Source organism: Aeromonas sp. BIGb0445 (genome assembly GCF_024809075.1).
Lineage (GTDB): Bacteria > Pseudomonadota > Gammaproteobacteria > Enterobacterales > Aeromonadaceae > Aeromonas > Aeromonas rivuli.
In genome coordinates this window covers 144,610-164,381 of record NZ_JANUES010000005.1, presented here as the reverse complement: position 1 = coordinate 164,381, position 19,772 = coordinate 144,610, and the positions used below count along the sequence as shown (strand labels likewise).

19 protein-coding genes, 4 tRNA genes and 1 riboswitch are annotated in these 19,772 nt (G+C 60.1%); of the genes, 16 read left to right on the top strand and 7 right to left on the bottom strand.

Annotation, left to right across the window (positions count from 1 at the left end):
* Positions 1 to 24 precede the first annotated feature (24 nt).
* The 8 genes from rsmC to M2367_RS12640 all read left to right on the top strand — a co-directional run bounded on the left by rsmC (position 25) and on the right by M2367_RS12640 (position 4,862).
* Positions 25 to 1,053 carry a 16S rRNA (guanine(1207)-N(2))-methyltransferase RsmC gene (gene rsmC / locus M2367_RS12675; protein WP_224431967.1) on the top strand — a complete coding sequence of 343 codons (1,029 nt, stop codon included), beginning with the start codon at positions 25 to 27 and terminating at the stop codon, positions 1,051 to 1,053.
* A 140-nt stretch (positions 1,054 to 1,193) separates the two neighbouring features.
* Entirely contained in the window at positions 1,194 to 2,411 is a 1,218-nt protein-coding gene (gene glgC / locus M2367_RS12670) for a glucose-1-phosphate adenylyltransferase (protein WP_259236873.1), read from the top strand.
* The gene (glgA, locus tag M2367_RS12665; RefSeq protein ID WP_259236872.1) at positions 2,401 to 3,858 is read left to right on the top strand and encodes a glycogen synthase GlgA; all 1,458 of its coding nucleotides are present in this window, start codon (positions 2,401 to 2,403) and stop codon (positions 3,856 to 3,858) included. The genes glgC and glgA overlap by 11 nt, the downstream gene beginning before the upstream one ends.
* A 128-nt stretch (positions 3,859 to 3,986) precedes the next feature.
* Positions 3,987 to 4,072: transfer RNA gene (locus M2367_RS12660), tRNA-Leu, on the top strand.
* A gap of 53 nt (positions 4,073 to 4,125) precedes the next feature.
* Positions 4,126 to 4,211, top strand: a tRNA-Leu gene (locus M2367_RS12655).
* 44 nt (positions 4,212 to 4,255) lie between these two features.
* Positions 4,256 to 4,341: transfer RNA gene (locus tag M2367_RS12650), tRNA-Leu, on the top strand.
* 69 nt (positions 4,342 to 4,410) lie between these two features.
* Positions 4,411 to 4,496: transfer RNA gene (locus M2367_RS12645), tRNA-Leu, on the top strand.
* A 96-nt stretch (positions 4,497 to 4,592) separates the two neighbouring features.
* The gene (locus M2367_RS12640; protein ID WP_042041732.1) at positions 4,593 to 4,862 is read left to right on the top strand and encodes a late competence development ComFB family protein; all 270 of its coding nucleotides are present in this window, start codon (positions 4,593 to 4,595) and stop codon (positions 4,860 to 4,862) included.
* A 7-nt stretch (positions 4,863 to 4,869) separates the two neighbouring features.
* Here M2367_RS12640 and M2367_RS12635 read toward each other — a convergent pair whose 3' ends face one another.
* The gene (locus tag M2367_RS12635; RefSeq protein WP_259236871.1) at positions 4,870 to 5,079 is read right to left on the bottom strand and encodes a hypothetical protein; all 210 of its coding nucleotides are present in this window, start codon (positions 5,077 to 5,079) and stop codon (positions 4,870 to 4,872) included.
* A 304-nt stretch (positions 5,080 to 5,383) separates the two neighbouring features.
* Here M2367_RS12635 and nhaC point away from each other — a divergent pair, with 304 nt between their 5' ends.
* Positions 5,384 to 6,790: a Na+/H+ antiporter NhaC gene (nhaC, locus tag M2367_RS12630; RefSeq protein WP_224431964.1), complete on the top strand. Its 1,407-nt coding sequence runs from the start codon at positions 5,384 to 5,386 to the stop codon at positions 6,788 to 6,790.
* Positions 6,791 to 6,868: 78 nt separating this feature from the next.
* Here nhaC and M2367_RS12625 read toward each other — a convergent pair whose 3' ends face one another.
* Both M2367_RS12625 and M2367_RS12620 read right to left on the bottom strand, forming a co-directional pair.
* Positions 6,869 to 8,935 (bottom strand): tRNA(Met) cytidine acetyltransferase TmcA, encoded by a 2,067-nt coding sequence (locus M2367_RS12625; protein ID WP_404972875.1) that lies wholly within the window; start codon positions 8,933 to 8,935, stop codon positions 6,869 to 6,871.
* Complete coding sequence (locus M2367_RS12620; protein WP_259236869.1) at positions 8,917 to 9,219, bottom strand: HlyU family transcriptional regulator; 303 nt, start codon at positions 9,217 to 9,219, stop codon at positions 8,917 to 8,919. Before M2367_RS12620 ends, M2367_RS12625 begins: the two co-directional genes overlap by 19 nt.
* A gap of 135 nt (positions 9,220 to 9,354) precedes the next feature.
* Between M2367_RS12620 and M2367_RS12615 the strand changes: the two genes are divergently transcribed.
* The 3 genes from M2367_RS12615 to M2367_RS12605 all read left to right on the top strand — a co-directional run bounded on the left by M2367_RS12615 (position 9,355) and on the right by M2367_RS12605 (position 10,754).
* Positions 9,355 to 9,543, top strand: a complete 189-nt coding sequence (locus M2367_RS12615) for a bacterioferritin-associated ferredoxin (RefSeq protein ID WP_042041737.1) — start codon at positions 9,355 to 9,357, stop codon at positions 9,541 to 9,543.
* A gap of 107 nt (positions 9,544 to 9,650) precedes the next feature.
* On the top strand, positions 9,651 to 10,127 hold the full coding sequence (gene bfr / locus M2367_RS12610; protein WP_042041738.1) for a bacterioferritin: 477 nt from the start codon (positions 9,651 to 9,653) through the stop codon (positions 10,125 to 10,127).
* A gap of 168 nt (positions 10,128 to 10,295) precedes the next feature.
* Positions 10,296 to 10,754 carry a methylglyoxal synthase gene (locus M2367_RS12605; RefSeq protein ID WP_042041739.1) on the top strand — a complete coding sequence of 153 codons (459 nt, stop codon included), beginning with the start codon at positions 10,296 to 10,298 and terminating at the stop codon, positions 10,752 to 10,754.
* 69 nt (positions 10,755 to 10,823) lie between these two features.
* Here the strand turns inward: M2367_RS12605 and M2367_RS12600 are convergent, their stop codons facing one another.
* A complete protein-coding gene (locus M2367_RS12600) occupies positions 10,824 to 11,411 on the bottom strand; it encodes a superinfection exclusion B family protein (RefSeq protein ID WP_042041740.1) in 588 nt (195 codons plus the stop codon).
* A 204-nt stretch (positions 11,412 to 11,615) separates the two neighbouring features.
* Positions 11,616 to 11,806, top strand: a riboswitch (yybP-ykoY riboswitch).
* Positions 11,807 to 11,810: 4 nt separating this feature from the next.
* Between M2367_RS12600 and M2367_RS12595 the strand changes: the two genes are divergently transcribed.
* The gene (locus tag M2367_RS12595) at positions 11,811 to 12,797 is read left to right on the top strand and encodes a sodium:calcium antiporter (RefSeq protein ID WP_259236868.1); all 987 of its coding nucleotides are present in this window, start codon (positions 11,811 to 11,813) and stop codon (positions 12,795 to 12,797) included.
* Between the two features lie 95 nt (positions 12,798 to 12,892).
* On the opposite strand, the gene ansB is transcribed toward M2367_RS12595, so the two are convergent.
* From ansB to M2367_RS12580, 3 genes are all read right to left on the bottom strand, one after another.
* On the bottom strand, positions 12,893 to 13,951 hold the full coding sequence (gene ansB, locus M2367_RS12590; RefSeq protein ID WP_259236867.1) for an L-asparaginase 2: 1,059 nt from the start codon (positions 13,949 to 13,951) through the stop codon (positions 12,893 to 12,895).
* A gap of 128 nt (positions 13,952 to 14,079) precedes the next feature.
* Positions 14,080 to 14,274: a heavy-metal-associated domain-containing protein gene (locus tag M2367_RS12585; RefSeq protein ID WP_224431959.1), complete on the bottom strand. Its 195-nt coding sequence runs from the start codon at positions 14,272 to 14,274 to the stop codon at positions 14,080 to 14,082.
* Positions 14,275 to 14,364: 90 nt separating this feature from the next.
* Complete coding sequence (locus M2367_RS12580) at positions 14,365 to 15,315, bottom strand: AEC family transporter (RefSeq protein WP_224431958.1); 951 nt, start codon at positions 15,313 to 15,315, stop codon at positions 14,365 to 14,367.
* Between the two features lie 138 nt (positions 15,316 to 15,453).
* Between M2367_RS12580 and treR the strand changes: the two genes are divergently transcribed.
* From treR to treC, 3 genes are all read left to right on the top strand, one after another.
* Complete coding sequence (gene treR / locus M2367_RS12575; protein WP_259236866.1) at positions 15,454 to 16,401, top strand: trehalose operon repressor TreR; 948 nt, start codon at positions 15,454 to 15,456, stop codon at positions 16,399 to 16,401.
* A gap of 187 nt (positions 16,402 to 16,588) precedes the next feature.
* A complete protein-coding gene (gene treB / locus M2367_RS12570) occupies positions 16,589 to 18,019 on the top strand; it encodes a PTS trehalose transporter subunit IIBC (RefSeq protein WP_042041746.1) in 1,431 nt (476 codons plus the stop codon).
* A 91-nt stretch (positions 18,020 to 18,110) separates the two neighbouring features.
* Positions 18,111 to 19,772 (top strand): alpha,alpha-phosphotrehalase, encoded by a 1,662-nt coding sequence (gene treC / locus M2367_RS12565; RefSeq protein WP_259236865.1) that lies wholly within the window; start codon positions 18,111 to 18,113, stop codon positions 19,770 to 19,772.

The following is a 19,772-nucleotide window of genomic DNA, read 5'->3' as shown; positions in this document are numbered from 1 at the left end:
GGCCAAAAACCCCCGGAGAGAGTCATGAGTCATCCCCTGAGTGCCGTCAGCCAGATGCTGGAACGTAATCAAGCCCTGTTCGAGGGCAAGAGCCTGCTGGTGTGCGGTGCACTGGAAGATGATTATCCCCGTGAACTGGCCGGGATCGCCCGCGAGCTGATGGTCTTTACCACGGATTACAGCTACTTCCTGACCCAGCAGGAGGCGCTCGGCGAACGCATCCATTTCGGCCATGAGCTGGGGGGAGAGGCCCGCTTCGATGCCCTGCTGCTGCTGCTGCCCAAGGCCAAGGCCGAGGCTCGCTTCCTGCTCGCCATGGTGGCTCCCCTGTTGCACCCTGGAGCCGATATCTTCCTCGCCGGGGACAACAATGGCGGCATCAATGGTGCCGACAAGCTGATCGCCCCCTATGCCGGCAAGCCGGTCAAGCGCGACTCGGCGCGGCGCTGCTCCCTCTATCATGGCGAGCTCTGCGAGCCGGTCACGCCCTTCCTACTCGAAGAGTGGCTCAGCCAGTACCAGTGCCAGATAGGCGACACCCAGCTGACCATACAGGCACTGCCCGGTGTGTTCAGCGCCAGCGAGCTGGATCTGGGCAGCAAGATGTTGCTCGCCAATCTGCCGGCCATGAACGGCACGCTGCTCGACTTTGGCTGCGGCGCCGGGGTCATCGGCTCTGTGCTGGCCAAGCGCAATCCCGGCCTCGACGTGACCATGGTCGATATCAACGCCCTGGCCCTGGAATCGAGCCGCCGCACCTTGGCCGCCAACGGTCTCAAGGCTCAGGTATTGGCCTCGGACGTCTACTCGGCGCTGCCCGGTCGCTTCGATCGGATAGTGTCTAATCCGCCGTTCCACGCCGGGCTCAAGACCCATTACGCCGCCACCGAGACCTTCCTGGCCGAGGCGCCTCGACATCTCGCCCACCATGGCACCCTGACCATAGTGGCCAATCTCTTCCTGCGTTATCAACCTATACTGGAAGCCAGCTTCCCGCGGACCGAGATCCGCGCGGCAGATACCAAGTTCAGGGTCTATCGCAGCAGCCTGTAACGACTGTCACAAATCTTGTGTAGAGTCTCACCTGGAATCTGTTATGGTATTCGCAAACGTTTAACAACCCCCTTTGGGGGTATTTTTTTGCGATACTCTGAAAGCCTTTTCACAGCAGCAGCACCGGAGATACACAGACCATGGCAGGCATACTCACTATGATACTGGCGGGCGGAGAAGGCACCCGCCTGCAACCCTTGACCACCACTCGCAGCAAGCCGTCAGTCCCCTTTGGCGGCAGCTACCGTCTCATCGATTTCGTACTCAACAACTTCGTCAACGCCGACTTCCTGCGGATCTATGTGCTGACCCAGTTCAAGTCCCAATCCCTCTATCTGCACATGAAGAAAGGCTGGAACATTGTCGGCATCACGGATCGCTTCATCGACCCCATCCCGGCCCAGATGCGGATGGGCAAGCGCTGGTATGACGGTACGGCCGATGCCATCTACCAGAACCTGCGCTTCATCGAGATCTCCGACCCTGAACATGTCTGTATCTTTGGCTCGGATCATATTTACAAGATGGACGTGAGCCAGATGGTCAGTTTCCACAAGCAGAAGGCGGCGGCCCTGACGGTGGCGGCGCTGCGCATGCCGATTGAAGAGGCGAGCGCCTTCGGCGTGATCGAGGTGGATCAGGAGGGGAGGATGATAGGTTTTGAGGAAAAACCCAAGTATCCCAAGCACATACCGGGTGACCCCAGCCAGGCCCTGGTCTCCATGGGCAACTACATCTTCGAAACCGAAGCGCTCTATCGCGAGCTGAAACGAGACGGGGATGATGAGCATTCCAGCCATGATTTTGGCAAAGACATCATCCCTCACCTCTTTCCCCGTGCCCCTGTCTACGTCTATGACTACAGTACCAACGTGATCCCGGGGGAAGGCCCGAATGTCTATTGGCGCGACGTCGGCACTCTCGATGGCTACTGGCAAACCCACATGGACCTGGTTGCCGACAACCCGCCCTTCTCCCTCTACAACCGCAAATGGCCACTGCATACCCACTACCCCCCCTTGCCGCCCGCCACCTTCGTTGACACTGAGGATTGCAAGGTAAAAATTGCCAACTCATTGATTTCTGGAGGGTGCTTCATTCAGGGCAGCCAGATCCAGCGTTCAGTGCTGGGCTTTCGCTGCAACATAGGCCCCTGCAGCCATATCAGCGAGTCCGTGCTGCTCGGGGATGTGAAGGTAGGTGAGGGCTGCTCAATTCGGCGCGCCATCATAGACAAAAATGTTGAAATTGCGCCCGGCACCGTGATCGGTGAGAATCTGACCCATGACAGGGAAAGGTTCACCGTATCTGAAGGGGGTATTGTCGTGATACCCAGGGGAGCGAGAGTTGGCTATTAACCCATTAAAAATTCTGTTCGTGGCCTCAGAGGTCGAGGGGCTGGTCAAGACTGGCGGCCTGGCCGATGTGGCTCGTGCGCTACCACGCTATCTGGCCCAGCAGGGCCATGATGTGCGCATCATATTGCCCTTCTACAAGGGGATGAAGCGCCGTGACGAAGCCAGGCTGCTGGCCTCACGCTGGCTACCCACCCCGGCCGGACAGGAAGATATCGGTTATCGCCTGCATCAACTCGAGCTGGACGGGTTCCCCGTCTACCTCGTCGATTGCCCCCGCTACTTCGAGCGGGCTGAGCTCTATGCCGAGCATAACCAGGCCTATGGGGACAACGGCGAGCGATTCGCCTTTCTGGCCGCCGCCGCCCTCCATGCCACAGAGCAGCTCGGCTTCGCCCCGCACATAGTCCACTGCAACGACTGGCACACAGGTCTGCTGCCGTTGCTGCTCAAGACTCGACACGCCAACAATCCCTTCTTCGCCCAGACCCGCAGCGTCATCAGCATCCATAATGCCGCCTTCCAGGGGGTATTCGATCGGGTGCAATTTGCCGCCGTGCCTGAGATAAGTCATTACGAACAGCGGGTGGCCTATGACTATGGCCACATCAACCTGCTCAAGTGTGGCGTGCTCTACGCCGACAAGATCAATGCGGTCAGCCCCAACTACGCCAACGAGCTGCTGACCCACCTGGGCGCCCATGGCATGGCATCGGCCTTCCAGCAGCGGGCGGCGGACCTGCGCGGCATCCTCAACGGCTGCGACTATCAGGATTGGGATCCCGCCACCGACCTCCACCTGCCTGCCAACTACGATGATCAGGATCTGAGCGGCAAGGCACGCTGTCGCGCCCAGTTGCAGCAAGATGCGGGCCTGCCGGTGGTGAGCGACCCTATCTACGGCATGGTGTGCCGACTGACGGAGCAGAAAGGTGTTCATCTGCTCATCCCCGCCCTTGAGGACTTCCTGCGCCACCGGGTGCAGGTGGTGATCGTCGGTTCGGGGGATCCCTCTCTGGCGGCTCAGCTTCAAGCCATCGCCCAGCAACATCCGGACAGGTTCGCCTTCATCAATACCTACGACGACCGGCTGGCCCATCTGGTAGAGGCGGGCGCCGATATCTTCCTGATGCCCTCTCTGTTTGAACCCTGCGGCCTCAACCAGATGTACAGCCTGGCCTATGGCACCCTGCCCCTGGTGCGGGCCGTCGGTGGCCTCAAGGACACGGTAGTTGACTGGGACCAGGGCGATGAAGAGGCTACCGGTTTCTGTTTTGTGGATCCCACCGCCCATGGCCTGCTCGATGCCATGCGCCGCAGCCTGCTCTATTTCCTGCAAGAACCCGAACGTTTCGCTCTGATACAGCGTCGTGCCATGCAGACCCGCTTCGACTGGCCAGATTCGGTGGACCAATACGTGCAAATATATCGGGATGCCCTCGCTCGCTAGGCTCGGATCATTCGAGAATTGCTGAAGTTTTGTCCCCTTGACCCGGCTTTCTCTGCCAAGGGCGAAAAAAGTCCATTATGGCTGTTGACGCCCCTTCAAAACTCTATAAAATCCCCGTCCGCAGTGATGCGAAGGTGGCGGAATTGGTAGACGCGCTAGCTTCAGGTGTTAGTGTCCCACGGATGTGAGGGTTCGAGTCCCTCTCTTCGCACCATACTGCAACATGCTTCATCAGTGGCATGTAAAACAAGATTGATGACCCAATGTGCGAAGGTGGCGGAATTGGTAGACGCGCTAGCTTCAGGTGTTAGTGCCCTTCGGGTGTGAGGGTTCGAGTCCCTCTCTTCGCACCATGCTTCTCCAGACAGCATGTAAATCAAAACTGGTAACACAATGTGCGAAGGTGGCGGAATTGGTAGACGCGCTAGCTTCAGGTGTTAGTGCCCTTCGGGTGTGAGGGTTCGAGTCCCTCTCTTCGCACCATGATTCTGACATGTAAAAACAGACAGTGCATGGCCAACTCCATGTAAAACAGGTTGGGAAAAACAGTGTGCGAAGGTGGCGGAATTGGTAGACGCGCTAGCTTCAGGTGTTAGTGTCCCACGGATGTGAGGGTTCGAGTCCCTCTCTTCGCACCATCTATTCGGCAAAAGGCCTATGACGACAGTCATGGGCCTTTTGTATTTGACCCCGGCTAGCTATCCTTGCCCTGTCAACACCAAGGAGACGGGTCCATGAAACTCAGCACCGAGATCCACAATTTCTATGAGCAGCTGGTCAGCAAGGCTATCGTCCAGCAAGACTTGGCCAGGCGCCTGAGTGACGATGAGCTCGCCGACCTCTGCTGTCTCACCCTCAATCAGCTCCCCGCCCACTACATACGCCATGACGTGGACATGATCTATTTTCTCAGCCAGGAAAAACGGGACGCCATGGAGCAGGAGGTCAGGCTCTCCCTTGCCCATGCGCTGGTGCGAGTGCAGAGCTCGGCCAGCCGTGACTGACTGGCCGCTAGAGCCAGGGATGTTGCCACAGCAAGGCCGCCACTCCGGTCATGCCCGCGACGGGCAACAATATGAGTACAGGCCTGAGTCTGGGCTCAACCATGACCCAGGCGGCCAGTACAAAACCCAGGCTCCAGAGCCCGTATTGCTTGTCATGGCCCCAGATCCCCACTAACACCAGCACCAGGAAAAGGGCGACCCTATATATCCAGCCCATTGCCATCTCCATAGATCATAAATAGAAATGATTATCATTTGATGCCAGTTCCAGTGCAATGACTATCTTCCTCTTCACGCGGACCCCAGGAGTCCAGTGGGCTCCCTCCTCCTAAAAAACCGTTACAAAATCAAATTTTGTGTAAGTTTATCAATCAAATGTTCAAAATTGCCCGGTAAGTTTGAATTTTCAGGGGAGACTCTGTGGTAGATTGCCGCCTCATTTTGGGTGGGTGCCTCGGGACATGACAGGTTCACAGGATGAGAGGTCCCCACCTTGGCGAGCAAGAGTTTAGGAAGTATCTATGCAAAACCAACAACATCCCCGTCTGCCAAGCATGTTTCAGGTGCTGGCCTGTCTGGCCATCTTTCTGGCACTGGCATTCTCGTTTACCAGCCTGCTCGATCTGCCGATCCAGCTGGCCCTGTTCATCGCCTGGTTCGTCATCATGGGCCTCGGCATCAAGCTCGGCCATGATTACAAGTCCCTGGAGCAGGCCGCCGTCGACGGCGTCGCCAAAGGGATGGGAGCCATCTTGATACTGGTCTCCGTCGGTGCCCTGGTCGGTACCTGGATCGCGGGGGGTATAGTGCCCAGCATCATCTACTTCGGCCTCAAGGTGATACACCCCTCCATCTTCCTGCTGGCGACCCTGCTCATCTGTTCACTCACCTCGCTGGCTACCGGCACCTCCTGGGGCTCTGCCGCCACCGCGGGTATCGCCATGATGGGCATAGGCCACAGCCTGGGGGTACCCGCCCCGCTGGTCGCCGGCGCCGTGCTCTCCGGCGTCTACTTTGGCGACAAGCTCTCCCCCCTCTCCGATTCCGTGGTGCTGGCCTCGACCATGTCCAACGTCGACGTGGTGGAGCACATCAAGGGCATGCTGCCCATCAGCCTGTTCTCCTATGTCATCACGGCAGCCCTGTTCACCGTGGTCGGCATGCAGTATTCGGGCAATGTCAGCCTGGAGCAGGTTAACCTGGTGATGGAGGCCCTCGACAAGCAGTTCAACATCACCCCGCTGGCCGTGGTGCCGGTGATCCTGGTGCTGGGCCTGCTGGCGAACCGCAAGCCCGCCTTCCCGGTGATCAGCTTCGGCGCTCTGCTCGGACTTGTCTGGGCCATCGCCTTCCAGGACATGGATCCGGTCAAGGCGATGCACTCCGCCTACAGTCCGTTCGCCATCGTCTCCGGGGTCGACTTCATCGACAACATCCTCGGTCGCGGCGGCATGGAGTCCATGCTGGGCTCGGTGGCGGTCATCATCTTCGGACTGGGCTTCGGCGGTCTGCTGGAGAAGGTGGGACTGCTTGAGGTGATCGCCAGCGCCTTCGAGAAGCGCATCAACAGCGTCGGCAGCCTGACCACTCATACCCTGGGCACCGCCTTCCTGGCCAACGTGTTCGGTTCGGCCATGTATGTGTCGCTGATCCTGACCCCCAAGATCATGGCCAAGAACTACGACAGGCTGGGACTTGAACGCAAGAACCTCTCCCGCAACGCCGAGTTCGGCGGCACCCTCACCTGCGGCATGGTGCCCTGGAGCGACAACGGCATCTTCATGGCCGGGGTGCTCGGGGTGGCGACCCTCGATTACCTGCCCTACATGTGGTTGAGCTTTACCTGCATTCTGTTGACCATCGCCTTCGCCTACATGGGCAAGTTTGTCAGCCGGGTTCCGGTCATCCCGGCGGCCAGCTCACGCTGAGCCACCCTTGATAGAAACAAGGCGCCTCAGGGCGCCTTGTTTCTATCTGGAGGCAGGATTTGTATCCCGGGCTTTGCACTACAACAGCCGCGCCAGCAAGCCACGCAATGCCTTGATGAGTGCCGGCTTGCCACTGAGCCTCTGGCGACGGGCCAGCCCCTCCCAGGGGGCGTATTGCCAGATGCTGGCGATGAGCAGGGCTCGCTCTGCGGACTGCAATCCATGCAGGCGGTTCAGGTGGGCCGCCAGCCAGCGCTGCAGACTGGGCTGGCACAGCTCGAACGGCTTGTGATGATGGGCAAAGCACGTCAGCTCATCCCCATCAAACGCCTCCCACCCTGGCCATCTGTCCGTCGGTTCCCCTTTTTCACCTTCCTTCCCCTCAACGGGGGCTACGCACTGCCAGACCAGTTCGGGATCCAGCTCCCGCAGCTCACCGGCCAGCAGGGTTGGCAGTTGGCGGCAAAAGCGCTCGTGCCAGCGGGCAAGCTCGGCCTCCCGCTCGGGGCGCAAGGCACGCAGCAACAGGGCGGCATGGCTGCCACTGGCGGCATCTCTTTGCAGACCGATGCGCAATGCCTGCAGGCCCGCCCGGCGCCAGAAGGGCAGCAGATCGGCCGTGGCAGAGAAGGCGGCGCCGAGGTAATCGAACCCGGACTCCCGGTAATGGCTCACCAACTGGTCAAGCAGCAAGCTGCCCAGCCCGCGTCTGTGCAACTCGGGATGCACGGCGATGCGCAGCACCCGGCCATAGCTGCGATCTCCGGCCTCCCGCAGGCCAGCGTGCGCCAGCAGGGATTGTGGCAACAGATGACCACGGGGGCGCCGCCGCCCCGCCCAGATCTCCTCGGCCAGCTCGGCCGGGATATGGCCCTCCCGCGCTACCAGTGCCACCCCAAGCAGACCGCTCTCTTGCTCCAACAGATGAATGTCGAGATCCGGGCTCTCCAGCAGGATACGCAGATCGCTGGGGGTCGTCTGGTAGTGAGCCAGCACCAGCAGCCCGAAGACCTGATTGAGCAGAGCCTCGTCGCTGGCCAATGCCTGCTGGGTTATCTGGCGCCGCACCGGGGCAAGCGCGGGCAGTGGCGCGCTCACCTCGGCAGCCAGCCCCAGCAGGCGAAACACCAGGGCCTCCAGCGGGCAACCGGCACGCCAGCGCACCGGCTCGTCAAGGTGCAGCTCACGCCAGCCTGGGGCATGGCCGTCGAGATGGGCCTTGAAGCGCAGGTGGAAGCCGCGTCCCGTCCCTTCATAGCCATGCTCGGTGGTGGCAAAGACGATGCGACTGTGACGCGCCAACATGGCCTCAAGCAGCGGGGTCGGGATCGCAGCGGCCTCGTCGACCAGCAACAGATCGCAGCTTATCTCTTCTTGTATTAACTGCTGGGGAGAGTAAAAGCCGATTCCGTCCAGAGTCTGGCCAGCAGATCCCGCATGTTCGAGCAGGCTGGCGACCGTGGCCTTGGCGGGCGCCGTGACGGCGATGCGCAGCCCGGACTGCTCGCGCAGCAAGGTCGCGGCGGCCAATCCCAGCGCCGCACTCTTGCCTCGTCCGCGATCGGCACTGATCACCAAGGGCCGCCGCCGGTGGCCCTGCAGCACCTGGCGAACGGCTTGGATGGCATTGGCCTGCCCCGCCGTCATGGGGCGATCGGCCCGGATGGGTTGCCAGGGGGAAGATCCGCTCGGCAGTGCGAGATCCAGGGCGGGATCCTCAGGCAGCAGCCGTGCCAGCCGGGCAATAAAACCCTGACCCGCTCGCGGCAACTCGTCCGGCGTTGAGACCAGACGTAGCCTGTCTGGATCCGCGAAAGCGGGCCACTCAGCCCGTGGCGGGGTGAGCAGGATCAACAAGCCCCCTGCGCGAAGGGTGCCCGCCAGGGCGCCGAACGCATCGGGGTGAAAGCCGCTGAAACTATTGAACACCAGGGTATCGCACTCCTGACCGAGCCGTTGCAGCGCCTTGGCCGCCGGCAGGGGGGCATATTGCGATGGTCCTTCGCCGAGCCAGAAAATATCGCCGGACAACCATGCCTGGGCGGCAGCCTGGGTCTCGGCCTCAGAGCCCTCCAGCCAGACCAGACGCCGCTCCCCCACCCTGCTCAGCGCCTGGCGTAATCCGGTCATGCGCCCTGACCGGATCTGGGTTCGAACATCTGATCCCCCGTCTGATTGATGAATGTCTGGGCTTTTTGCACCATGAATCGTTCGGCATCAGCCGGATTGACGAACAGGTCTGAGCGAATGAATCTGTGACTGCACAATTCGCCATCAATCTCCTTGGTGATGCGCCCCGCCAGCCGATATTGCCCCCCCTCGGCCATAGGCTCTGGGTAGATGAGATAGCCGGCATATTCAGTGGGGGGGACCTCAGGTGCGACGGGAGCTGCGCCACCAAACAGTGACTTGAACAGGGTCTTGAGCATGGAACCTCCGTGGTGATGGGACATTGTCCTCAAGGGGCTGGGGGCTGGCAAGTGGCTCGGCTTATTCCCAATTGTTATTTGCACTACAAACCATTCTCATTTAGATTTCAGCCTATCCCAAGGTGAGGTGTAAATATGTACGTTTGTTTGTGCCGTGGCATTACCGATACCCAGATACGTCAGGCGGTACAGGCAGGTAAGGATCTTCGTCAACTCAGGAAAGAGCTGGGACTGGCCAGCCAGTGTGGCAAGTGCCTGCCCATGGCCAAGGCGATCATCAAGACCGAACTCGACCAGGCGCCCAGCTACTATCAGGTAGCCTGACCTTCTCGATCTCACCTCCCCCTTCCATAAGCGGGCATCTGCCCGCTCGCCCTGTTGTTGTCACCTTCCTGGTCTAAGCTTGATCGATCCAGCAAGGAGGATTGACGATGAAAGGTGATGCCAAGATTATCGCGCATTTGAACAAGGTGCTGGCCAACGAGCTGGTCGCCATCAATCAATATTTCCTGCATGCCCGCATCTATGATGACTGGGGCCTCAAGGCTCTGGGGCACAAGGAGTATCACGAATCCATTGACGAGATGAAACACGCGGACGAACTGGTCAAGCGCATCCTGTTTCTGGAGGGACTGCCCAACTTGCAGGAGCTGGGCAAGCTGCGCATCGGTGAGACGGTCGAAGAGATGCTGCGCTGTGATCTCTCTCTGGAGATGGATGCCATCCCGGATCTGAAGGTTGCCATCGGCTATGCCGAATCCAAGCATGACTATGTCAGCCGGGATCTGTTCCAGGAGATCCTCGAAGATGAAGAGGAGCATGTGGACTGGCTGGAGACTCAGATCGATCTTATCGGTCGCATCGGTCTCGAAAATTATCAGCAATCCCAGCTTCATCAAGGCTCCTGACCCTCGGCGCTCTTCACCCTACCGATGATACCCAGACCCGCTTCGGCGGGTTTTTATCGTGCCCAACACCCAAGTTTCACCCGGATCACAGTTATGGCGCACCGATAGGCAGGGGGACGCGCTTTCGATTAGGATAGGCATCTCAACTTTTCACCCTCGGATACCAAGATGGAACAGATTGCACGGGAAATGGCTCCCCACAAACGGGTGGCCCTGGTGGCTCATGACAATATGAAAACGGCGCTGCTCAACTGGGTTGGCCGTCGCAAGGAGGCGCTCAAGCTGCATCACCTCTATGCCACGGGAACCACCGGCTCCCTGCTCAGCAAGTCGGCGCAGTTACCCATCACCTGCCTCTTTTCCGGCCCTATGGGCGGCGATCAGCAGCTCGGCGCCCTGATTGCCGAAGGCAAGATAGATGTACTCATCTTCTTCTGGGATCCCCTCAACGCCGTGCCCCATGATCCGGATGTGAAGGCGCTGCTGCGTCTGGCCGCCGTCTGGAACATACCGATGGCAACCAATGAGGCAACCGCCGACTTCATCATGGACAGCCCTCACATGGATCAGGCATTCAGCGTGCAGATCCCGGACTACGCAGGCTACCTCAAGGCACGTACCCAATAGAGAGTCGTCGATAGCGGAATGGAAAAAGGCGCCAATCTGGCGCCTTTTTTATGGGTGAGCGTGCAGAGTTCAGCGCTGCAGGCTTTTTTGGGCGAACTTGGGTCTGGCGTTCATGATCTGCTCCACCTGTTCGTCACTCATCTTGCCACGGGAGAGACCCAGCACCTTGTAGGTGAGCAAGGGGCGAGCCGGCAGGGCTATCATCAGTGCCCGGATCTGGTTTTCGTCATCCTTCTCCCGCACCGGTTTGCCATAGGCATAGGTGAGCACACCGGCATCAATCAGATTTTTGACGGCGGGTTCGGTGATCGGCAGGTTTATGACGCTTTTACGCTGCAGCACGAACTCGCGCAGCACCGCTTTCTCGTTGAAATCGAGGAAGGCAATCATCCGGGAGAGCTGATCTTTCTGCTTGCGGGACAACCATTCGCCACAGGCCCACTCCCACAGGATCAACATGCCCTGGCTACAGAAGTAAGAGATGGCGATCAGCATGCCGACCCCTAGCCAGGCGGCGTGCAGTTCGGCCCAGGCACTCACGGCCCCCTTCATCAGCCCGGTCGGGAACAGCAATATGATGCTGCAGCACAGCAGCAACCAGACCATGAGCCAGTTGAGGCGGTTCAGTTGATAAAAATGTTGGATCCACCGTTTCATCGTTCACCCTTCCCAAGTCAATGTGGACAGTAGTCAACTCATAGCAATCCCTGTGCCAAGGCGAGGATTCTGTGGGAGGGATCTGGATCCTGGCGGGTAGAGCTGATGGGATGGGTCTGTGGCCAGGTTACATCCCCTTACAAGTTGCCGGGGGGACGGGCCGCCATTTTCCTTGTGGGGCAACCCATCTCTTGGTAAAAAACCCGCACTGTCATTGGGGAGTAGCAACCCGCCCGAGATCCGGGCAGGGCTCATGTCAACATTCTTGGATCATCAGATCCATGGCATGGGCGGCGATAACATCATCGCTCTGCAAGACCTTTGGCCTCGATACGCAAGCCAGCCGGGCGAGCCATATCGGGTCCATCGGTTGTTCTGCTCGCCTGGCGGTTGCCCATTATGCTGATCACCCTGCTGTTATTTCTGCTCTCTGCCGTCACCATCTACCTGGCCTGCGAATATTTCGTCAACGGCATCGAATGGACCGGTCATCACCTCAAGTTCTCCCAAAGCGCCACCGGCTCCCTGCTGGCGGCCCTCGGCACTGCCCTGCCCGAATGCATCGTCACCCTGACCGCCCTGCTGATGGGGGATACCCCCGCCCAGCAGCAGATAGGAATAGGGGCCGCCCTCGGCGGCCCCCTGGTGCTCTCCACCATAGGCTACGCCGCCGTCGGCCTGACCCTGCTGCTGTGCATGGGCCCTGAACACAGGGCCATCGATGGCGAGGTGCAGCGAGAGACTGGTCGGGATCAGGCCTGGTTTGTCGCTATCTTCCTGGTGGCGGTGGCCCTCGGCATGGTGGCCTTCACCGGCAAAACCTGGCTGGCGCCGCTGTTCGTGCTGGTGTATCTGGTCTATGTGCGGCGCGAGCTGAAACAGAGCGACAGCCACGAGACCCCGTTGCCAGAGCCCCTCAAGCTGGATCCCAAGGCCGAGATCCCGGCCCTTCGCAAGGTGCTGCTGCAGACCCTGGGAGCCCTGGTGGTGGTGGCGCTGGCGGCCCAGCTGTTCGTTCATCAACTGGAGAGCATGGGCGAGCTGCTTGGCCTCTCCCCCGTGCTGGCGGCCCTGCTGCTGAGCCCGGTGGCGACCGAGATGCCGGAGCTGATGAACGTGCTGATCTGGGTGCGTCAGGGAAAATACCGGCTGGCACTGGCCAATATCTCCGGCGCCATGATGATCCAGGGCACCATTCCCAAGGCGTTCTGTCTGCTGTTCACCCCCTGGTTGCTCGACAGCACCATGCTGGCCTCCTCGCTAGTGACCCTGCTGGCGGTGGCACTGCTGTGGTGGGGCTTCAGCCGGGAGCGGATGACGGCGGGCAGACTGGCCTGCGTGGGTGTGGTGTACCTGGGTTTCTGCGGCTGGCTGATGGTGAGCTGAGGGCGCGCTCTATGTGAACATGGCGCCATAACAAAGGGCAGGATCCGATCCTGCCCTTTTTTCATGGATTTAGGTTAGCGGGTTGAACCCCGGGATCAGAACTGCTGGAACCAGCGCTGGATCTGGGCCGGATCCTTGCTCTGGGTGAGGGAGAGCATCAAGAGGATGCGCGCCTTCTGCGGGTTCAGGGTGCCGGCGGCCACGAAGCCGTACTTGGCATCATCGATCTCGGCATCCAGGGTGGTGGCGCCGGTCGGTACGCGGGCGGAGCGCACGACGCGGATGCCGTCCTTGCTCGCCTTGGCCAGGGTGTCGAACAGGCTGTGGTAGAGGTTGCCGTTGCCCACACCAGCGCTGACGATGCCGTCGAACTTGGCATCCACCATGGCCTTGGCGGGCAGATCGGTGGCGTTGGCATAGTTGTAGACGATGCCCACCTGCGGCAGCTTGTCGAGCTTGCTCACGTCGAACGGCGTCTTGCTGGTGTGCAGGCGGGTCGGGCTGCGCTGGTAGTCTATTTTGCCGTTGTGGATGTAACCGAGCGGACCGAAGTTCGGGGCGGCAAAGGTCTGCACCCCTGTGGTGTTGGTCTTGGTGACGTCCCGGGCGTCCAGCACGGTATCGTTCATGGCGACCATGACGCCACGGCCCTTGGAGCTGGGGTCGGAGGCGGTGACCACGGCGTTATACAGATTCAGCGGGCCATCGGCACTCATGGCGGTGGAGGGACGCATAGCGCCGACCAGCACCACCGGCTTGTCACTCTTGACGGTGAGGTTCAGGAAGTAGGCGGTCTCTTCCATGGTGTCGGTGCCGTGGGTGATGACGATGCCATCCACCTCATCCTTGGCCAGCAGCTCGTTGACCCGCTTGGCCAGGGTGAGCCACACCTCATCGTTCATGTCCTGGGAGCCTATCTTGACCACCTGCTCCCCCTGCACCTCGGCCACGTTCTTCATCTCGGGCACGGCGGCGATCAGGGTCTCGATGGCCACCTTGCCTGCCTCATAGTTGGATTGGGTGGCAGACTGCCCCGCACCGGCGATGGTGCCGCCGGTCGCCAGTATGTGCACGCTGGGCAGGGCCATGGCCAGGGGGGAGAGGGTCAGGCCAACGACGGCGGCGAGCAGGGTCTTGCGGATAGGGAGGGTCATGCTGCAATCCTTCTGGGTAAGTGATTGCAGCATTTTTATTCTTTTTAACCCAAATTGAAGTGATCACTCTCACCAATAAAAACAGATAAACAGAATATTGGTCTAACTTTTACCCATATAGGGATAAGTCACTCCGCACTGAATCCCTTGGCTTCGATCAGCGCGATCAACTCGGCCTTGCTCAGCTCACCCTCGATGACAGCCTTGCTGCCGTCAAAATCGACCCGGGCCTGAGTGACGGCGGGCGCGGCCAGCAGGGCTTTTTGCAGACTGGCGGCGCAGCCACCGCAGGACATGCCGGATACGGTGAGTTCGATGGTCATACTGTGTCTCCTCTGTTGATGTGATCCCAGCCTAATGCTGCCGTCAGCGGTAAGGTCAAGCCCCGATTTTCTTCAGTCAACAGCCCTTCATTACCCCATCAATCCCAGATAGTTCATCAGGGCAGCCCCCAGGCTGGTGCTCACCAGTGAACCGAGGGTGGTGGTGGCGATGATGTTCGCAGCGAGCACGCTGTCGCCGCCCATGGCGCGGGTCATCACATAGCTGGCGGCCGCCGTCGGGGTCGAGCTGACTAGGAAGAGAATACCGAGCTCAAGCGGGGTGAAACCAATGAACCAGCCACCCAGAGTGAGCAGAAAGGGGATGGCACACAGACGCGCCAGGGTGGCATAACCAGTCAGTGCGGCCCCGCCGCGCAACGCCTTGAGGCTCAAGGAGGCCCCGGTACAGAGCAGGGCCAGGGGCAGGGTCAGGTTGGCAAAGTAGCTGCCCGTGGTCAGCACCAGTTGCGGCATCTGTACCCCGAAGATGGTAAAGGGCAGTGCGGCAAGGATGGCAAGGATCAGCGGGTTCTTGATGATGCCCTTGAGAATGGGCTTGAGACCGGGGTCGCCACCCAGACTACGGGTGAGGGTGATGACGGCGAGTATGTTGTAGAGCACCGTCACGGCGCCGACGAAGAAGGCGGCGCCCCCCAGCCCAGCCTGGCCATAGGCGTTTTGCACATAGGCCAGCCCTATGATGCCCATGTTGCCGCGAAAACTGCCCTGCACGAAGATGCCCCGTAGCCGCCGATCGCCGATGAAGCGCGCCGCCAACAGCTCCAGCACCAGAAAACCTATCAGGGTACCCGCCAGACCATAGGCGATGAGCCAGGGGCTCGGCATGGCATCCAGATCGGTGCGCACTATGCTCAAAAACAGCAGCGCCGGCAGGGTGACCTGAAAGACCAGCTTGGCAGCGGCTTCGGTGAAGCTGTCCGGCAAGAGGCCGAGGCGCTTGAGGACGATACCGAGGATCAGCACCACGCAAATGGGGCCAGTGATGGAGAGTGAGAAATTGAGACTGGTGGTCAAATCCATGGTGCTCGTCCTGTGCAACAGAGGGCGCCCTCGCGGGCGGAGGACCCATTCTAGCGCTATGGACTTGTATTCACAGGCCTTAATCACAACAATGTCTGCACATTGTCCTCTGCCCTGCTCCCCTGCCACGGATCCCACATGGAAAAGAAACTGACCATCCTCGATATAGCCAGCCTCAGCGGGGTCGGCAAGTCGACCGTCTCCCGGGTGCTCAATCAGGATCCCAAGGTCAATCCCGAGACCCGGGCCAGGGTGGAGGCGGTGATCGCCCAACACGGTTTTGTGCCAAGCAAGTCGGCCCGCGCCATGCGCAGTCAGAGTCAGCGTGTGATAGGCATAGTGGTATCACGGCTCGATTCCAGCTCGGAGAATCAGGCGGTACGCGGCATGCTGGAGACCTTCTATGGCTGCGGCTACGACGCAGTGCTGATGGAGAGCAAGTTCTCTCCGGCCAAGGTGAGCGAGCATCTGGCCGTGCTGTCGAGGCGGGGGGTGGATGGCATTATCCTGTTCGCCTTCAATGACCTCGACTATGCCGCCATGGCGCCGCTGACCGACAAGCTGGTGCTGATGGCCCGGGAGCGCCCCGGGTTCTCCTCCGTTTGTTACGATGACGAGGGGGCGGTGCGCGCCGTGCTGGCGCACCTCAGGGAGCGCGGCATTGATGAGGTGGCCTATCTGGGGGTTGATCGCAAGGATCTCACCACGGGCCTGCGCCGCCATCAGGCTTATCTCGATGACTGCAAGGAGCATGGCCGCACTCCCCATGCCGCCCTCGGCGATCTCAGCTTGCAGAGCGGTTACCGGCTGGCGGCCGAGCTGCTCACCCCGACGACCCAGGCCCTGGTCTGCGCCAGCGACACCCTGGCCATAGGTGCTGCCAAATACCTGCAAGAGCAGGGGCGCACCGATATTCTGGTCAGTGGCCTGGGTAGCAATCCCATGCTCACCTTCCTGTTTGCCAACGCCCTCAGCCTGGATTTTGGCTACAAGGACGCCGGTATTCTGGCCGCCAGACAGCTTCTCGACCAGATTGAAGAGGGCCAGGCCCCCAGAGCCACCATAGCCCCCTGTCAGCCCCTGTAGTCTATCTTTCCTCCTGCACCTCGGCGTTTTGCGCTTTTTGTGACCACCCCCACGAATTGGGAACGTTCCCATTGCCGATGATGGCCACTGGCTTCATGCTGGTTGGGAACGATACCAATAAGCGGGCGGTCATTGGCTAGCCAGCAAAAAAACGACCATTATTCATGGAGTCACAGAGGGAAGGCTCATGTCAAAAGTCAACACACAACATCTGGCGCAGTTGATCGAACGGATCGGCGGCAAAGAGAACATCACCACCGTCAGTCACTGCCTGACCCGGCTCAGGTTCGTGCTGGCCGATCCGGCCAAGGCCGATCCCAAGGCCATAGAGACCATACCGGCAGTGAAGGGAAGTTTCACTCAGGGCGGCCAGTTCCAGGTGGTCATCGGCAATGAGGTGGACCAGTGGTACAAGGCGCTCACCGAGGAGATCGGGGTCAGTGGCGGCAGCAAAGAAGCCGCCAAGCAGGCGGCGCGTCATAACATGAATCCCCTGGAGCGAGCCATCTCCCATATGGCGGAGATTTTCGTCCCTCTGCTGCCCGCCATCATCACCGGTGGCCTGCTCCTGGGTTTTCGCAACGTCATCGGCGACATCAAGATGTTCGATGATGGTACCCATACTCTGGTCGAAATCAGCCAGTTCTGGGCCGGGGTTCACTCCTTCCTTTGGCTGATCGGTGAGGCCATCTTCCACTTCCTGCCGGTCGGCGTCTGCTGGTCCACCGTGAAGAAGATGGGGGGATCCGAGATCCTCGGCATAGTGCTGGGGATCACCCTGGTGTCGCCGCAGTTGATGAATGCCTATGGCATCGGCGGCGCGACCCCCGATGTGTGGGACTTCGGGATCTTTACCATCCAGAAGGTGGGTTACCAGGCCCAGGTTATTCCCTCCATCCTCGCGGGTGTAGTGCTGGCCTGGCTCGAAACCAATCTCAGACGCATCATCCCGGCCTATCTCTACATGGTCATAGTGCCGTTTGTGGCCCTCATAGTGACCGTCATCCTGGCTCACACCCTGATAGGCCCCTTTGGCCGCTGGATAGGTGAAGGCGTGGGTTATGCCGCCAGAGCCGCCATGACCGGCGATTTCGCCCCCATTGGCTCCGCCATTTTCGGTTTCTTCTATGCGCCTCTGGTCATCACCGGCATCCACCACACCACCAATGCCGTGGATCTGCAGTTGATGAAGGACATAGGTGGTACCCCGATCTGGCCGCTGATCGCCCTGTCCAACATCGCCCAGGCGTCCGCCGTGCTCGGTATCATACTGATCAGCCGCAAGGAGAATGAGCGGGAGATCTCGGTACCTGCCGCCATCTCGGCTTATCTGGGAGTGACCGAACCGGCCATGTACGGCGTCAACCTCAAGTACAAGTTCCCCATGCTGTGCGCCATGGTGGGCTCGAGCTGTGCGGCCCTCATCTGTGGTTTCGCCCATGTCATGTCAAACGGCATCGGGGTGGGTGGCCTGCCAGGTATCCTCACCATCAAGCCAGAGTTCTGGGGCATCTACTCCCTCGCCATGCTGGTGGCCATCGTGGTTCCCCTGGCGCTGACCATGCTGGTCTACAAACGCCAGCAGGCGGCTGGCAAGCTGGAACTGAGCGCCACCTGATCGACAAGTACCGCGGCGGAGCCCAGGCTCCGCCCTTTTCATGCCTCTTTACTATTCAACCATCCGTTTCAACAAGAAGAGCGACCCGACCATGAAACAGACTCCCTGGTGGCAGAGTGCCGTGATTTACCAGATCTACCCCAAGAGCTTTCAAGATTCCGGCGCCCGTGGCACCGGCGATCTCAAGGGGATCATGGCCCGCCTCGATTACCTCAAGACCCTCGGTGTCGATGCCCTCTGGCTGACTCCGGTCTATGTGTCCCCTCAGGTGGACAACGGTTACGACATCGCCGACTACCTGGCCATCGATCCCGCCTACGGCACCATGAGCGATTTCGAGGCGCTGCTGGCAGCGGCCCACGCGCGCGACATCCGCATCGTGATGGACATTGTGGTCAACCACACCTCCACCGAGCACGCCTGGTTCAAATCGGCGCTGGGGGACAAGAACAGCCCCTACCGCGACTACTACATCTGGCGCGATCCGGTAGCTGGCGGCCTGCCCAACAACTGGCAATCCAAGTTTGGCGGCAGCGCCTGGGAGCTGGACCCCGCCACAAACCAGTACTATCTGCACCTGTTCGCCCGCGAGCAAGCGGATCTCAACTGGGAAAACCCGGCGGTGCGGGCGGAGGTCAAAAAGATCATCCACTTCTGGGCTGACAAGGGGATAGACGGTTTCCGCCTCGACGTCATCAACCTCATCTCCAAGGATCAATCCTTCCCGAACGACGACAGTGGCGATGGCCGCCGCTTCTACACCGACGGGCCGCGCATCCACGAGTTCCTGCAAGATGTGAGCCGCGACGTCTTCGCTCCCGTTGGCGCCATGACGGTGGGGGAGATGTCCTCCACGTCGCTTGCGCACTGCCAGCGCTACGGCGCACTGGATGGCTCCGAGCTCTCCATGGTGTTCAACTTCCACCACCTCAAGGTGGATTACCCCAATGGCGACAAATGGGCTAAGGCGCCCTTCGATTTCATCGAGCTCAAACGCATCTTCAACCACTGGCAGAGCGGCATGCACGGCAAGGGGTGGTCGGCGCTGTTCTGGTGCAACCACGACCAGCCGCGCATCGTCTCCCGCTTCGGGGATGAGGGCGAACACCGGGTTGTTGCCGCCAAGATGCTGGCCAGCACCTTGCACGGCCTGCAAGGCACACCCTACATCTATCAGGGGGAGGAGATCGGCATGACCAACCCCGGCTATGGCAGCATCCATGACTATCAGGATGTGGAGAGCCACAATATCTTCGCCATCAAGCGTGCCGAAGGGATGGAGGATGCCGAGATCCTCGCCATTCTGGGCGCCAAGTCGCGGGACAACTCCCGTACCCCCATGCAGTGGAATGCCGCCCCCAACGCCGGTTTTACCAAAGGCACACCCTGGCTCAAGCCCGCCGCCAACTACCCCGAGATCAATGCCGAGGCGGCGCTGGCCGATGCTGACTCCGTGTTCTGGCACTACCGGGATCTGGTACGACTTCGCAAGGCACATCCCATCTTCACGCAAGGGGATTATCAGGAGCTGCTGGCGGGGCACGCTCAGATCTGGGCCTATCGCCGGCAATGGCAAGGACAGACCTTGTTGATAGTGAGCAACTTCTACGGCGAAGCGGTCGATTTTGTATTGCCTGCGGGGATGCAAGCGGACAAGGGTCGCCTGCTGCTCGGCAACTACCCAGACAGCCCGGCCCGCCCGCAATCCTGCGAGCTGCGTTCTTATGAATCCCTGATCTGGCTGATGGAGTAG